Raw genomic sequence first — 15,675 nt, 5'->3', positions numbered from 1 at the left:
TTTTTGCACTCAATTCAGGCAGCTCAATGCCAGATAAGCAGTGCTATCATACTCACCAGCACCAGACCACACAGCGCGCTGGTCAGGATGAACTGCCGGCGAACACGCTCACAGCGACGAATAAACTCGTCATCATGATGATCGCGATATCGTTGGGCATAGATATACCAAACCAGCCGCATTTGTTTACTGGGCTGCCCATGCGAGGTGAAAAAACCTCCGCCATCAACATATTGATAGAGCAAGGGATCGCAACCACGTAGCACAACCAATAATGCACGCAACGATGAGAAGTAACGTGCCATATTCACCACACAAACGATACACAGGGCCCAAAACAGCGCAACAGTGCTGATCATACTTCCTCCCCGGCGACCCATCCACGGAGATCCCTCCGGGACTACCGCTCCCCAATATCATCCAACCCACCGTACAGTAAAAGAGTGCGATTCCGGTCACGTTTATTTATCCGACCGGCTCATTAAATAGTGTAGGAGATCAGTTAATTTTTTTACCACAAGGTTAATCGTTATCAATACGTAAGACGGAATAATTTGTTTAACTAACAGTGAACCAGGTGCATTGACGGAGTGCGAGGGGCGCTATATTGTAGAAATTATCTTCTACAATTAAGTCCTTAAAGGCTTACCCCCCGCGAATCTAGCTTGCAGGACGCGGGCGAATCGACAGCACAGGCTGTCTGGTCCAACGGTCATCGACAACTTATGGAAGGAGTAACACTATGGCTTACAAACACATTCTTATTGCAGTAGACCTTTCACCGGAAAGCAAAGTGCTGGTAGAGAAAGCGGTTTCTATGGCGCGTCCCTACAATGCGAAAGTTTCCCTGATTCACGTGGATGTGAATTACTCCGACCTCTACACCGGTCTTATCGATGTTAATCTGGGCGACATGCAGAAACGCATCTCTGAAGAGACGCACCACGCGCTGACCGAGCTTTCCACTAACGCTGGCTACCCGATTACCGAAACCCTGAGCGGCAGCGGCGATCTGGGACAGGTGCTGGTCGATGCGATTAAAAAATATGATATGGACCTGGTGGTCTGCGGTCACCATCAGGACTTCTGGAGCAAGCTGATGTCCTCCGCGCGTCAGCTGATCAACACCGTTCACGTTGATATGCTGATCGTACCGCTGCGCGACGAAGAAGACGAATAATCGCTTTTCCTCGCCAGCCAACGCCCGCGCCTGCGGGCGTTTTTGTTTTTATGCTGTATCCCGCCTGAAGCGCACCGACCCCATCAGGATATCAATCCAGATAATTAATATCGGTTAGTGTGATCAACCATTTATTAGAATTAATATCTATATAATAATCTATACATTCAGCCAATGGCCGAATCATTATGGGCCATCAGACTTTTTCGGCGCGTTTTGGCAGACGCGTTCATACTTTTTGGGATAGCACTAAAAGGCGAAGGAATATGAAAACAACTGCACCTACGGGTTTGCTACAGCAACCCCGTCCGTTCTTCATGATTTTTTTTGTAGAGTTATGGGAGCGTTTTGGCTATTACGGCGTCCAGGGCATCCTGGCGGTGTTCTTTGTTAAACAGCTTGGTTTCTCTCAGGAACAGGCATTTATCACCTTTGGCGCCTTTGCGGCGCTGGTCTACGGCCTCATTTCCATCGGCGGCTATGTCGGTGACCATCTGCTTGGAACCAAACGCACGCTGGTGCTCGGCGCCATCGTGTTGGCAATCGGCTATTTTATGACCGGCCTGTCGCTGCTCAAACCCGACCTTATCTTTATCGCGCTTGGCACTATCGCCGTCGGCAACGGGCTGTTTAAAGCCAATCCCGCGAGCCTGCTATCAAAATGCTATCCGCCTAAAGATGCCCGTCTCGACGGCGCCTTCACCCTGTTTTATATGTCGATTAACATCGGTTCGCTGCTCTCGCTGTCGCTGGCGCCGGTTATTGCCGATAAGTTCGGCTATGCGGTGACCTACAATCTGTGCGGCGCCGGGCTTATCGTCGCGCTGCTGGTCTACTTCGCCTGCCGCGGAATGGTGAAAGATATCGGTTCAACCCCGGATCATCAGCCGCTGAGTTTCCGTAATCTGCTGTACGTGCTGGTCGGCACCGTGGTGATGATTTTCCTCTGCGCCTGGCTGATGCATAACGTTAAAATCGCCAACCTGGTGCTGATCGTGCTGTCCATCGTGGTGACGATTTTCTTCTTCCGCGAAGCTTTCCGCCTCGATAAAACCGGCCGCAACAAGATGTTCGTCGCCTTCATCCTGATGCTCGAAGCGGTGGTGTTTTATATCCTGTATGCCCAGATGCCAACCTCGCTGAACTTCTTCGCCATCAATAACGTGCATCACGACATTCTCGGCATCGCAATTAACCCGGTGAGTTTCCAGGCATTGAACCCGTTCTGGGTGGTGGTCGCCAGCCCGGTACTGGCGGCTATCTACACCCGTCTTGGCAACAAAGGTAAAGACCTGACCATGCCGATGAAATTCACTCTCGGCATGTTCCTCTGCGCGCTGGGCTTCCTGACCGCCGCGGCGGCCGGGATGTGGTTTGCCGACCCGCAGGGGCTCACCTCGCCGTGGTTTATCGTGCTGGTTTATCTGTTCCAGAGTCTCGGCGAACTGCTGATTAGCGCCCTGGGCCTGGCGATGGTTGCCGCGCTGGTTCCGCAGCGGCTGATGGGCTTTATTCTGGGGATGTGGTTCCTGACTCAGGCCGCCGCGTTCCTGATGGGCGGCTATGTCGCGACCTTCACCGCGGTACCAGAAAATATAACCGACCCGCTGCAGACGCTGCCGATCTACACCAACGTGTTTAGTAAAATTGGCCTCGTGACCCTGGCGGTGACGGTGGTGATGGCCTTTATGGTGCCGTGGCTGAACCGGATGATTAATACCCCGACCAGCGCCGAGTAACCGTTTGAGATGGCCGATCCGCTGGCGCCGTTTGTTTAAATATTGCGGTTCCCGGCTCGCGCTACAATTTGGTAGCCCGGATAAGGCGCTTTGCGCCGCTATCCGGGTGATATCACAACGGCGAAAAATTACGCCGGCGTACCGGCGTAAATATCAAACCGATGTCCTTTGGTCACCACCGCGTTAGGCGTGGCGACATCCGCCAGCGGCGGCGCATAATCCGGGCGCTTGACCACCACTCGTTTGGTCGCCAGCTGTCGAGCCGGTGCCAACAGACCATCGGCGTCTAAATCCGGCCCCACCAGCGACTGAAATACCCGCATCTCTTTTTTGACCAGCGCGCTTTTCTGCTTATGGGGAAACATCGGATCCAGATACACCACCTGCGGGCGCGGGGTGATATCGGTCAACGCATTGAGGCTGGAGGCATGAATCAACTGTAAGCGCTCCTGCAGCCAGCCGCCGATCTCCGCATCGGCATAGCCACGTTTCAAACCATCGTCGAGCAGCGCGGCGACCACCGGGTTACGCTCAAGCATCCGCACGCGGCAGCCGACCGACGCCAGCACGAAGGCATCGCGCCCCAGGCCGGCGGTGGCGTCAACCACATCCGGCAGATAATCGCCTTTAATACCCACCGCTTTGGCTACCGCTTCACCGCGGCCGCCGCCAAACTTGCGGCGATGAGCCATCGCGCCGCCGACGAAATCGACAAAGATGCCGCCAAGTTTTGGCTCATCGCGCTTACGCAGCTCCAGATGCTCGTCCGTCAGCACCAGCGCCATCGGATTCTCTGCATCATGCTCCAGCCCCCAACGGGCGGCCAAAACAGATAAGGCGCCGTCACCGGCGCCTGTTTCATCAATTAAGCAGATTTTCACGTAGCAATCAGCCTTTGATCCCGTAATGCTCAAGCATCGCGTCCAGCTGCGGCTCGCGCCCGCGGAAGCGTTTGAACAGCTCCATCGGCTCTTCGGAACCGCCGCGGCTCAGGATATTGTCGAGGAATGATTGACCGGTTTCACGGTTGAAAATTCCCTCTTCTTCGAAGCGCGAGAAGGCATCCGCTGCCAACACATCGGCCCACAGGTAGCTGTAGTAGCCCGCCGCGTAACCACCCGCAAAGATGTGGCTGAACGCATGCGGGAAGCGGCCCCAGGTTGGGCCCGGCACCACGGCGACCTGCTTTTTAATCTCGGCCAGAGTCTCGAGGATTTTCGCCCCCTGCTCCGGCGAGTATTCCGCGTGTAGACGGAAATCGAACAGACCGAACTCCAGCTGGCGGAGAATAAACATCGCCGCCTGGTAGTTTTTCGCCGCCAGCATTTTCTCCAGCAGTTCCTGCGGCAGCGGTTCACCGGTTTCGTAATGCCCGGAGATAAACGCCAGCGCTTCCGGCTCCCAGCACCAGTTTTCCATAAACTGGCTCGGCAGCTCGACCGCATCCCACGGCACCCCGCTGATGCCGGAAACGCCAGCAGTATCAATGCGGGTCAGCATGTGGTGCAGACCATGGCCAAACTCGTGGAACAGGGTAATCACTTCATCGTGCGTGAACAGCGCCGGTTTGCCGTTTACCGGGCGGTTGAAGTTACAGGTCAGATAAGCGACCGGTTTTTGCAGGGAACCATCCAGCTTACGCATCTGGCCGACGCAGTCGTCCATCCACGCCCCGCCGCGTTTATGTTCGCGGGCATACAGGTCAAGATAGAAGCTGCCGCGCAGCTCATTATTTTCGTCATACAGCTCGAAGAAACGCACTTCCGGATGCCACACATCGACATCGGTACGCTCTTTGGCGGTAATGCCATAAATACGCTTAACCACTTCAAACAGGCCGTTAACGGCTTTGTTTTCCGGGAAATACGGGCGCAGTTGCTCATCGCTAATGCTGTAGAGATGCTGTTTCTGTTTTTCGCTGTAGTAAGCGATATCCCACGGCTGCAGTTCATCGACGCCAAACTCGGCTTTGGCGAAAGCACGCAGCTGAGCCAGCTCTTTTTCGCCCTGCGGACGCGCGCGTTTTGCCAGGTCGGTCAGGAAATCGAGGACCTGCTGCGGATTTTCAGCCATTTTGGTGGCCAGAGATTTAAAGGCGTAGCTGTCAAAGCCCAGTAGTTGCGCCAGCTCGTGACGCAGCGCGAGGATCTCCGCCATCACCGGGCTGTTATCCCATTTCCCGGCGTTCGGGCCCTGATCGGAGGCGCGGGTGGAATAGGCGCGATACATCTCTTCGCGCAGCGCCTGATTGTCGCAGTAGGTCATCACCGGCAGATAGCTCGGAATATCCAGCGTCAGCAGATATCCTTCCTGCTCTTTCGCCTGCGCCTGGGCCTGAGCGGCGGCCAGCGCGCTTTCCGGCATGCCTGCGAGATCGGCGACGTCGGTCACCAGCTTGTTCCAGCCCATGGTGGCATCAAGCACGTTGTTGCTGTACAGATTGCCAAGCTCAGAGAGGCGCGCGGCGATTTCACCGTAGCGTTTCTGCGCTTCTGCCGGCAGGCCAATCCCGGATAATTCAAAATCGCGCAGCGCGTTATCGACCGCCTTTTTCTGCGCGGTGTTCAACGTGGCGTAGTTATCGCCGTCGCGCAGGTCGCGGTAGGCTTTATACAGGCCTTCATGCTGGCCGACCCAGGTGCTGTACTCGGAGAGCAGCGGCAGCGTCTGTTCGTAGGCTTCACGCAGCTCCGGGCTGTTTTTTACCGAATTCAAATGGCTGATTGGCGAGAAGATGCGTCCCAGCACATCGTCCACTTCCGCCAGCGGCTGGCAAAGATTTTCCCAGCTATACGGCGCGCCGTGCGCCACCGCGCTTTCCACCGCGGCCCGGCAATCATCCAGCGCTTTGGTGACCGCAGGGACCACGTGCTCCGGTTTGATTGCAGAAAATGGCGGCAATGAAAAAGGCGTCAGTAATGGATTGGTCATATGCGCTGTCCTGTTGAAGAGGGTGAATGAAGCGCGCGTTCCGGCGCTTTTGCATGAGATCTAGAATGGGGGATAGTTGCGGGAATTTCAATGACAGGCGGTGCGACAGCGGCAATCCTGGGCGAACTGCGGTAAACTGTCGGTTAACTTGTTTATTTCCGGAATCTCTGCATCCATGCTCAGTTATCGCCACAGCTTTCACGCAGGCAACCACGCCGACGTCCTTAAACACACCGTTCAGAGTTTGATCATTGAATCGCTGAAAGAGAAAGAAAAACCGTTTCTCTACCTGGACACTCACGCCGGCGCGGGCCGCTATCAGCTGAGCGGCGAGCACGCCGAACGTACCGGCGAATACCTTGAAGGCATCGCCCGTATCTGGCAGCAGGACGATCTACCGACCGAGCTGGAGCCGTATATTTCGGTCGTCGAACACTTCAACCGCAGCGGCCAACTGCGTTACTACCCTGGTTCGCCGCTTATCGCGCGCCAACTGCTGCGCGAGCAGGACAGCCTGCAGATGACCGAACTGCACCCGAGCGATTTCCCGCTGCTGCGCGCCGAGTTCCAGAAAGACAGCCGCGCGCGCGTCGATAAAGCCGATGGCTATCAGCAGCTGAAGGCCAAGCTGCCGCCGGTTTCCCGTCGCGGTCTGATTCTTATCGACCCGCCGTACGAAATTAAAACCGATTATCAGGCGGTGGTCACCGGGATCAACGAAGGTTATAAACGCTTCGCCACCGGCACCTACGCGCTGTGGTATCCGGTGGTGCTGCGCGCGCAAATCAAACGCATGATCAAAGATTTAGAAGCCACAGGTATCCGCAAAATTCTGCAAATCGAGCTGGCGGTGCGTCCGGACAGCGACCAGCGCGGCATGACCGCCTCCGGGATGATCGTCATCAACCCGCCGTGGAAGCTGGAACAGCAGATGAATAACGTGCTGCCGTGGCTGCACAGCAAACTGGTTCCAGCCGGTACCGGTCACGCGACCGTGAGTTGGATCGTACCGGAGTAATCGCAACCATCGGTGGAACCTTTTAAGCCTCGCGCTACAATCGCGGCAATTAACGATTAAGGACATATGGGCATGAGCAAACATTATGATTACCTCGCCATCGGCGGCGGCAGCGGCGGTATCGCCTCGATTAACCGTGCGGCGATGTACGGCCAGAAGTGCGCGCTGATTGAAGCCAAAGAGCTGGGCGGCACCTGCGTTAACGTCGGCTGCGTGCCGAAAAAAGTGATGTGGCATGCGGCGCAGATCCGCGAAGCAATCCACCTGTATGGCCCGGATTACGGTTTCGATACCACCATCAACCATTTCGACTGGGATAAGCTGGTTGCCAGCCGCAGCGCCTATATCGACCGTATTCATACCTCTTACGACAACGTGCTGGGTAAGAATAAAGTTGATGTTATCAAAGGGTTCGCGCGCTTTGTCGATGCCCATACCGTGGAAGTCAACGGCGAGACCATTACCGCCGATCATATCCTAATCGCCACCGGCGGCCGCCCGAGCCACCCGAACATTCCAGGTGTGGAATACGGTATTGATTCCGACGGTTTCTTCGAACTGCCGGCGCTGCCGAAGCGCGTAGCGGTAGTCGGCGCGGGCTATATTGCCGTTGAACTGGCCGGCGTGATTAACGGCCTCGGCGCGGAAACCCACCTGTTCGTGCGTAAACACGCGCCGCTGCGCAGCTTCGATCCGCTGATCGTTGAGACTCTGGTGGAAGTGATGAACGCCGAAGGCCCACAGCTGCACACGAACGCAATTCCGAAGGCGGTAGTCAAGAATGCCGACGGCAGCCTGACTCTGGAGCTGGAAGATGGCCGCAGCCAGACCGTAGATTGCCTGATTTGGGCGATTGGCCGCGAACCGGCGACCGATAACTTCAACCTGGCGGTAACGGGCGTTAAAACCAACGATAAAGGCTACATCATCGTTGATAAGTTCCAGAACACCAACGTGCCGGGCATCTACGCGGTGGGCGATAATACCGGCGCCGTCGAGCTGACGCCGGTCGCCGTGGCCGCAGGCCGTCGTCTGTCCGAACGCCTGTTTAACAACAAGCCGGAAGAGCACCTCGACTACAGCAATATCCCGACCGTGGTCTTCAGCCACCCGCCAATCGGCACCGTCGGCTTAACCGAGCCGCAGGCGCGCGAGCAGTACGGCGATGACGCCGTGAAAGTGTACAAATCGTCCTTCACCGCAATGTATACCGCCGTGACCTCTCACCGCCAGCCGTGCCGCATGAAGCTGGTCTGCGTCGGCCCGGAAGAGAAGATTGTCGGTATTCACGGTATCGGCTTCGGAATGGATGAAATGCTGCAGGGCTTTGCGGTAGCGCTGAAAATGGGCGCCACCAAAAAAGACTTCGACAATACCGTCGCCATTCACCCGACCGCAGCGGAAGAGTTCGTCACCATGCGTTAATCCGTGCAGCCCCGTCTCAGGACGGGGCTTCATTTTGACTCCGTCACCAGATTACGTAGGATCTGATGGCCGATGTAGTTACTCCAGTTAAAGCTGTTTTGCAGCACCACCACCGCATTCTGATTCGCTTTATCGAAGCCGATATAGCTCGAATAGCCGCCGATGTATCCCACCTGATAAGTTAATCGCTGCCGACCAAATGTGTCGGTCACCCAGGCAATGTTCGCCGCTTCGACCCGCCGCGGATAATAATCAACGCTAACGTCTTTAAACGCCCGATCCAGTGCCGCCTGCCCCGTGGGGGCGAAGTGAGCGCGGGCATAGTTAATCAGATCGCCGGCGTCGCTGTACAGACTCGCCGCGCCAACCATATTATTCGTGAACTGCCAGTCCGGCGTCAGCGCGCCGCGCGGTTTAAACTTCGGCTGATCGCCTGCGTGTCCCAGCGCCCGCCACGGATATTCATGCAGCGTTTGCGGCAGGAAGCTGGTATTCCCCATCGCCAATGGCCGGAAGATCATCCGTGACGCCAGCGTCTCAATCGATTCGCCGGTTTGGTATTTGAGAAGATACCCAAGTATCGCAAAGCCCAGGTTGGAGTAACTCGGCTCGCGCTCCAGCGGCGCATTGAAGTTGCTCAGATAGCTCAGCACCCCGTCGGCGTCGAGCTCATGATAGAAATTCTCACCGTCGTTGAGATAGGCCAACAGATGCTCAAGCGACAGCATGTTCATCGGCTGACGCGGCAGCCCGGAGGTATGGGTGACCAGTTGCAGCAAGGTTATCTTGCGGGCGTCGTCGCTGAGCACGGTCCCCGGCGGCAGCAGGGTTTGCAGCGTATCGTTCCAGTGCAAACGCCCCTCGTTGACCAGCATCGTCACCACTTCAGCGGTAACACCTTTACTTAACGAACCGAGGGCAAAAAGCGTTTGCGGAGTTATCGGGTAGCGCTGCTTATCATCCGTCACGCCGAAGCAGTGAAACTCCGCCGGGCCGTTGTGATGAATAATCGCCACCACCACGCCGCTGACCTGCTTCTCGCGCATGTATTGGCTGACGAAAGTATCGACGGAAAGCCGCTGCCCGTTATGCCCCACCTGGCTGGTTTCATTGCTGGGAGGGCTCATTTGCGACAGCGTGCCGGCGCAGCCTGAAACCAACAGTAATGCCAATAGCACAAGGCCTAACCGCCTGTTCAAACTCCACCTACCTGCCGCGCGTTTTTGGGATGAGATAAAAAATAGACGCGGATCGTAGCGGCATTACCCCGCCGGCGCAAAGCGAATACGCTGAAAAATAAATAAGGCCGTCGGCACAGATAGCCGACGGCCCGGGCTTTATACCAGTCCGGTGGCGTAGTAAACGCCGATAATGAAAAAGGCACCGAGGATTTTAAACAACGTGATGCCGAGAATCGGTTTATAGGCCTGGCGATGCGTCAGTCCGGTCACCGCCAGCAAAGTGATAATCGCCCCATTGTGCGGCAATGTATCCATGCCGCCCGCCGCCATCGACGCCACACGGTGCATCACTTCCAGCGGGATCCCCGCAGCATGGGCCGACTCCACAAAGCGATCCGCCATCGCCGCCAGGGCAATACTCATTCCACCGGAGGATGAACCGGTGATCCCGGACAAAATATTGATCGTAATCGCCTGATTGAGTAAAGGGTTTGGGATCGCTTTTAGCGCATCGGCCACCTGAACAAAGCCCGGCAGCGCGGCAATCACCCCGCCAAAACCATACTCTGATGCAGTATTCAACGCCGCCAGCATCGCGCCGCCAACGGCGACTTTGCTACCGTCGGCCAGCTTACCCTTCAGGCTACGCCCGGCAAACAAGAAGATAGTGATAATTCCGCACAATAACGCCGCCATCACCGCCCAAATCGCCACCATCTTCTTCACGTCGCTTTCCATCGGCGCTTTCAGTCCCGGCAGGTCAATCAGGAAATGGCTACCGTACGCCTGAGGGATAAGCCAGGTAAACAGCAGGTTGGCGACGCCGACGATAATCAACGGCAGCAGCGCGATCACCGGGTGCGGCAAGTTAAGGTCTGCCGGGGTTTCAGGTTCATTTACCAACTCGCTTCCATAACCTTCTCCCCTGCGCTGCGCTTTACGGCGCATCGCCTCCAGATATAACCAGCCGCCAATAGCCACAAATGCGGAACCCAGTACCCCAAGCCAGGGCGCTGCCCAGGAGGTCGTACCGTAAAAAGTAGTCGGAATAATATTCTGAATCTGTGGCGAACCCGGTAGCGCATCCATCGTAAAAGTGAAGGCACCCAGCGCGATAGTCGCAGGCATTAGCCGTTTCGGAATTTGGCTCTGGCGGAACATCTCAGCGGCGAAGGGATAGACCGCAAATACCACCACGAATAGCGAAACCCCGCCATAGGTTAACAACGCGCAGACCAGAATAATCACCGGCATCGCCTTGTTTTGCCCCATCAGCCGGGTAACAGCACTCACGATTGACCGGGAGAATCCGGAAAACTCAATTAATTTCCCGAAGACCGCGCCCAGTAAAAATACCGGGAAATAGAGTTTTACGAACCCGACCAGCTTATCCATGAAAATATCGCTGAATACCGGGGCAACGGCGGCTGGCTGGGTGAGTAATACGGCGCCGAGCGCAACCAAAGGGGCAAAAAGGATCACGCTATAGCCGCGATAGGCGGCGAGCATCAGCAATCCTAACGCCAGTAAGGCAATCAATACGTCCATAGGGTTATCCGTCAGCATGGCCGCCGCTTATTTCCTTGTTATCGGGCGGCCGATGTTAAGTTGGGGAGCGTATCCCGCTTCCCGTTTCAGACCTTACGGGTTATTCAGGAATCCCAGCGTAAGGAACGTCTTTATTGCCGTAGCGGCGCACGCGGACGTTGGCCTGTTCACCATGGCCGGAGAAACCTTCGAGGGCGCACAGACGCGAACAGTACTCGCCGATCTGCGCGGAGGCGCTATCGGTAAGAACCTTTTGATAGGTGCAGGTTTTGATGAACTTCCCAACCCACAGCCCCCCGGTATAACGCGCGGCTTTACGCGTCGGCAGGGTATGGTTGGTGCCGATGACTTTATCGCCGTAGGCCACGTTAGTACGAGGTCCCAGGAACAATGCGCCAAAGTTCTGCATATTTTCGAGGAACCAGTCCGGGTCGCGGGTCATTACCTGCACATGTTCGAACGCCAGCTCATTGGCGATTTTCAGCATTTCTTCCCGGTCTTCAGCCACAATGATTTCGCCAAACTTCGCCCACGACTGGCGCGCGATTTCCGCGGTGGGCAGCACCGCCAGCAGACGATCGATTTCCGCCAGCGTTTCGCGCGCCAGCGTTTCCGAGGTCGTCAACAAAATCGCCGGGGAATCAGGACCATGCTCAGCCTGACCTAACAGGTCAGTGGCGCAGATTTCACCATCCACGCTTTCATCGGCAATGACCAGGGTCTCCGTCGGCCCGGCGAACAGATCGATACCGACGCGGCCAAACAGCTGACGTTTGGCTTCAGCGACAAAGGCGTTGCCCGGCCCCACCAGCATATCAACCGGTGCGATGCTCTCGGTACCGACGGCCATCGCCGCCACGGCCTGAATACCCCCCAGGCAGTAGATTTCGTCGGCCCCCGCCATATGCTGCGCCACCACAATCGCCGGCGCCGGTTTACCGTTAAACGGCGGCGCACAGGTGACAATGCGCGGCACACCTGCGACTTTCGCGGTGATAATCGACATATGCGCCGACGCCAGCAGCGGGTATTTCCCGCCCGGCACGTAGCAACCCGCCGCGCTGACCGGAATATTTTTGTGTCCCAGAATGACGCCCGGCAGCGTTTCAACCTCGATATCTTTCAGGCTGTCGCGCTGGTGCTGAGCGAAGTTACGCACCTGCTCCTGCGCAAAGCGGATATCAGCAATATCGCGATCCGACAGCTGAGCATAGCAGTCATCGATTTCCTGCTGCGACAGGCGGAAGTTTGCGCGATCGAGCTTATCGAACTTAATCGACAGCTCGCGCACCGCTGCGTCACCGCGCGCTTCAATATCCGCCAGGATTTTCTCTACCGCTTCACGAACCGTACGGTCGTGAGATTTCACTGCTTCAGATTCCGCACCGCGCTTGAGCCAGATAGCCATAACTTGCCTCACTATGATGTTAATGAAATGCTAATGCATTCGAATTCACTTGCATCCTGGCGTGAATAAAATGTTATGTGAAGCAGCAATGCATTCGAATGCAACGGAGATCGCAAAATTAGTGACAGGGGGGAAGATTCACGCATAATGGCGGGGCATGGGTCAGGAGAGGCAACGGAATGGCAGGTCAAAACAAACGAGCAGTCACCAGTTACGATGTCGCGAAAGCGGCTGGCGTCTCGCAATCTGCGGTATCCCGCGCCTTTACCGAAGGAGCGAAAATTTCGCCAGCCACCAAAGAAAAGGTGCGTAAGATCGCCGCCGAGCTGGGCTATCGTCCGAGCTTTATCGCCCAGTCGCTGATCACCCGCCGCTCAACGCTTATTGGTGTTGTCGTTCCGGGGTTGGTGAATCCCTTCTACGCCGCGGTTCTGGATGAACTGTCACAGGCGTTGAACCTGATGGGATACCGGGTACTGTTGTTTTCGATGTACCGCGATGATGACACTACCCCCATCATGGAAGAGATTCTGCGTCATCGTGTTGAAGCGCTAGTGCTGGTGTCCAGCAGCCTTTCTTCACACTTTGCTCATGAATGCCAGCAGCTCGGCCTGCCGGTGCTGCTGCTCAACCGCAAAAACGACAGCCGGTCGGTTTCCAGCGTCACCAGCGATAACCTGGCTGGCGGCGCCGCGATTGCCGATTTCCTGCTGGATCTCGGCCATCAGCAGCTGGCATTTGTTGCCGGTAGAGATACCTCCTCTACCAGCCGCGACCGTGAGACAGGCTTTCGACAGCGTCTGGAGGCCCGCGGCGCCCGCCCGATGCTGCGCGATAGCGGAATGTGGTCGATAGAAGAAGCGATGAACGCCACCCGCAGGCTGATGGCGCTACCAACGCCGCCGGACGCGCTATTTTGCGCCAACGATATGATGGCCATCGCCGCCCTCAATGTGGTTGTCGGCGAAATGGGCATGAAGGCGGGCGAAGATATCTCCATCGTCGGGTTCGATGATATCGCCATGGCCAGCTGGCCGCTGATAAATTTAACCACTTGGGTCCAGCCGCTATCGGAAATGGTGGATACCGCCATCGCCGTGCTGAAAACGCAGCTAGGCGCGGCTGAAACCAGCGCCGTTCAGCATGTCCTGCAAGGGAAGCTTATCGTCAGGGGCAGTACCCGCCCGCAACGCTAAATCAGCGGCTACGCCACACCGTTATTGCCGTGGCGTATAAATGCCGGGCGCTGGTTAAGGGCCATATACCAGCGTTCGACGTTTGCCATCTCCGGATGGGCGAACGGCGTCATTTTCCAGCGATGAACCGAAAGCCCCAGCACGATATCCGCCAGCGTAAACGTCTCGCCGGTCAGCCACGCGCCGGTGCGCTGTAGCTGGTTGTCGACAATCTGTACGCAGCGCGTCCACGCGGCAATACTCTCTTTAATTGCCGCCGGATCCTGAAAACGCGGATCTTTACGCACCAGCCCCGTGAACGCGTAGCGCCACGCGCTGTTAAACTCCGTCGCCTGCCAGTCCATCCAGTGTTCTACCTGCGCCGCGGCACGTAACTCAGAGGGCAGCAAATCGTCACGTCCGACCTTACGCGCCAGATAGCGGCAGATGCTGTTCGACTCCCAAAGGACAAAATCGTCATCCACCAGCACCGGCACTAACGCATTTGGATTCAGCGCCAAAAATTCCGGCGTATCAAGCGGGCTATAGCCGCTGCCATAATCTTCCTGCTGATACTCGATACCCGCCTCTTCGCAGGTCCAGAGGACTTTACGCACGTTAATAGACGAGCGTTTACCCAAGATTCTTATCATCGTCCGCAACCCTTTTTCGTAATATGGCAGACATGAAGCTTGCCGGATAATGTGTATAGTGGATTGCAGAATAATTATCCACTACAGGTACCCTTACACATGGTCACTCCCTTCAACATTTTAACGCCCGGCAATATCCGCTTTGGCCGCGGGCAGGCCCGCAGCGCCGCGCCGTGGCTGGCACAATATGATGCCCCGGTGCTGCTGGTTCACGGCGCGACCAAAAATCGCGCCCAATTTTTACTGAACGAACTGACCGCATTGCATCTTCAGGTCAGCACTGTTGCTATCGCCAATGAACCCACGCTGGACGATATTGAACGCGGCGTACGGCTGGCGCGCGAGCGCGGCGTCGGCGCGGTGGTCAGCCTCGGCGGCGGCGCGGTCATTGATGCCGGTAAAGCCATTGCCGCGCTGGTCCCGGCAAGCGGGCCTGCCATCGACTATCTGGAAGTCGTCGGAACGGGGAGAATACTGGAAGCCAGCCCGCTACCGTTTGTCGCTATTCCCACAACGTCCGGCACCGGCGCGGAGGTTACTAAAAACGCGGTCATCAACGTCCCCCAGCAGCAGCGCAAAGTCAGCCTGCGCGACGATCGCATGCTGCCGCAACTGGCGATTGTCGATCCGGCGTTAACGGATAACGCCCCCCGCGCCGTCACCCTCGGCTCCGGCCTTGATGCCTTAACTCAGGTTATCGAACCCTGGCTGTGCACCCGGGCGACGCCCTTCACCGATGCCCTGTGCCGGGAGGCGATCCCCCGCGGCATCGCCGCGTTAAAAACGCTGATGGAAAAAGAGTGTGCCGACAGCCGCGACGAGCTGGCCTGGGTCAGCCTGTGCGGCGGGCTGGCGCTCGCCAATGCCGGGCTGGGTGTGGTTCACGGTCTTGCGGGGCCGCTTGGCGGGCTAAGCGATGCCTCCCACGGCGCGCTCTGCGGCTGCCTGCTACCTTTTGGGCTGGAACTCAATGAGTCGCAGGTAACCAATCCGGCGCTGCGCCAGCGTTTCCTCGACGTGCGCCAGTGGATCGCCGCCGGACTCGGCGTCTCGCCGGATGACGCCTGGCAAAGCCTGCGCGAATGGAGCCAGCGCTCAGGGCTCGGCAATTTACGCGACCTCGGCGTGCCGCGTGAAGCGCTGGAACCCGCCGCGCTGGCGGCCAGTAGTTCATCATCGATGAAAGCCAATCCGGTCACGCTGGAGTCAGAGCAACTGCTGGAGATGCTGGAAGCCGCCTGGGAGTAAACGAACCAACCGCCTGCGTTTACCGGGGCGGTTCAAATTTTGTTGCATAATGAATGCTCCGAATTTCGTTTTCGCGCATCCACCACAGCGGTAAATATTCACCCTTTAATTTCAAATACCTGCTCGTCTTACCTGCCATTTTTATGCACTGAAAAGCGTGACCTGACGC

General features: G+C 56.8%; 12 protein-coding genes and 1 pseudogene. 6 read left to right on the top strand and 7 right to left on the bottom strand.

Annotation, left to right across the window (positions count from 1 at the left end):
* Positions 1–23 precede the first annotated feature (23 nt).
* On the bottom strand, positions 24–359 hold the full coding sequence (uspB, locus tag AC2CGP_RS08470) for a universal stress protein UspB (protein ID WP_015703743.1): 336 nt from the start codon (positions 357–359) through the stop codon (positions 24–26).
* Positions 360–742: 383 nt separating this feature from the next.
* Here uspB and uspA point away from each other — a divergent pair, with 383 nt between their 5' ends.
* Positions 743–1,180, top strand: coding sequence for a universal stress protein UspA (gene uspA, locus AC2CGP_RS08465; protein ID WP_004145166.1), 438 nt, complete (start codon positions 743–745; stop codon positions 1,178–1,180).
* Positions 1,181–1,446: 266 nt separating this feature from the next.
* A complete protein-coding gene (gene dtpB / locus AC2CGP_RS08460) occupies positions 1,447–2,919 on the top strand; it encodes a dipeptide/tripeptide permease DtpB (protein ID WP_047048332.1) in 1,473 nt (490 codons plus the stop codon).
* Positions 2,920–3,047: 128 nt separating this feature from the next.
* Here the strand turns inward: dtpB and rsmJ are convergent, their stop codons facing one another.
* Together rsmJ and prlC are read right to left on the bottom strand one after the other, a co-directional pair.
* A complete protein-coding gene (gene rsmJ, locus AC2CGP_RS08455) occupies positions 3,048–3,800 on the bottom strand; it encodes a 16S rRNA (guanine(1516)-N(2))-methyltransferase RsmJ (RefSeq protein WP_015369267.1) in 753 nt (250 codons plus the stop codon).
* A 7-nt stretch (positions 3,801–3,807) separates the two neighbouring features.
* Positions 3,808–5,850, bottom strand: a complete 2,043-nt coding sequence (gene prlC, locus AC2CGP_RS08450; protein WP_015369266.1) for an oligopeptidase A — start codon at positions 5,848–5,850, stop codon at positions 3,808–3,810.
* Between the two features lie 175 nt (positions 5,851–6,025).
* Here prlC and AC2CGP_RS08445 point away from each other — a divergent pair, with 175 nt between their 5' ends.
* Both AC2CGP_RS08445 and gorA read left to right on the top strand, forming a co-directional pair.
* Positions 6,026–6,868, top strand: coding sequence for a 23S rRNA (adenine(2030)-N(6))-methyltransferase RlmJ (locus tag AC2CGP_RS08445; protein ID WP_015703746.1), 843 nt, complete (start codon positions 6,026–6,028; stop codon positions 6,866–6,868).
* Between the two features lie 72 nt (positions 6,869–6,940).
* The gene (gorA, locus tag AC2CGP_RS08440) at positions 6,941–8,293 is read left to right on the top strand and encodes a glutathione-disulfide reductase (RefSeq protein WP_020077741.1); all 1,353 of its coding nucleotides are present in this window, start codon (positions 6,941–6,943) and stop codon (positions 8,291–8,293) included.
* A gap of 29 nt (positions 8,294–8,322) precedes the next feature.
* Here gorA and AC2CGP_RS08435 read toward each other — a convergent pair whose 3' ends face one another.
* From AC2CGP_RS08435 to hisD, 3 genes and pseudogenes are all read right to left on the bottom strand, one after another.
* Positions 8,323–9,420 carry a serine hydrolase domain-containing protein gene (locus tag AC2CGP_RS08435; protein WP_046883671.1) on the bottom strand — a complete coding sequence of 366 codons (1,098 nt, stop codon included), beginning with the start codon at positions 9,418–9,420 and terminating at the stop codon, positions 8,323–8,325.
* A 1,236-nt stretch (positions 9,421–10,656) separates the two neighbouring features.
* Positions 10,657–11,022, bottom strand: a pseudogene (locus AC2CGP_RS08430) (GntP family permease); the annotation flags it as partial.
* Positions 11,023–11,122: 100 nt separating this feature from the next.
* Positions 11,123–12,430: a histidinol dehydrogenase gene (gene hisD / locus AC2CGP_RS08425; RefSeq protein WP_015369260.1), complete on the bottom strand. Its 1,308-nt coding sequence runs from the start codon at positions 12,428–12,430 to the stop codon at positions 11,123–11,125.
* Between the two features lie 179 nt (positions 12,431–12,609).
* On the opposite strand from hisD, the gene AC2CGP_RS08420 reads away from it, so the two are divergent.
* Positions 12,610–13,626, top strand: coding sequence for a LacI family DNA-binding transcriptional regulator (locus AC2CGP_RS08420; protein ID WP_032713121.1), 1,017 nt, complete (start codon positions 12,610–12,612; stop codon positions 13,624–13,626).
* A gap of 8 nt (positions 13,627–13,634) precedes the next feature.
* On the opposite strand, the gene AC2CGP_RS08415 is transcribed toward AC2CGP_RS08420, so the two are convergent.
* The gene (locus AC2CGP_RS08415) at positions 13,635–14,258 is read right to left on the bottom strand and encodes a glutathione S-transferase family protein (protein ID WP_020077739.1); all 624 of its coding nucleotides are present in this window, start codon (positions 14,256–14,258) and stop codon (positions 13,635–13,637) included.
* Positions 14,259–14,357: 99 nt separating this feature from the next.
* Between AC2CGP_RS08415 and AC2CGP_RS08410 the strand changes: the two genes are divergently transcribed.
* A complete protein-coding gene (locus AC2CGP_RS08410) occupies positions 14,358–15,506 on the top strand; it encodes an iron-containing alcohol dehydrogenase (RefSeq protein ID WP_015369257.1) in 1,149 nt (382 codons plus the stop codon).
* Positions 15,507–15,675 lie beyond the last annotated feature (169 nt).

Source organism: Klebsiella sp. SYXHC3, assembly GCF_057196925.1.
The sequence above is the reverse complement of the archived record's forward strand: the minus strand, read 5'-3'. Positions and strand labels throughout refer to the sequence as shown.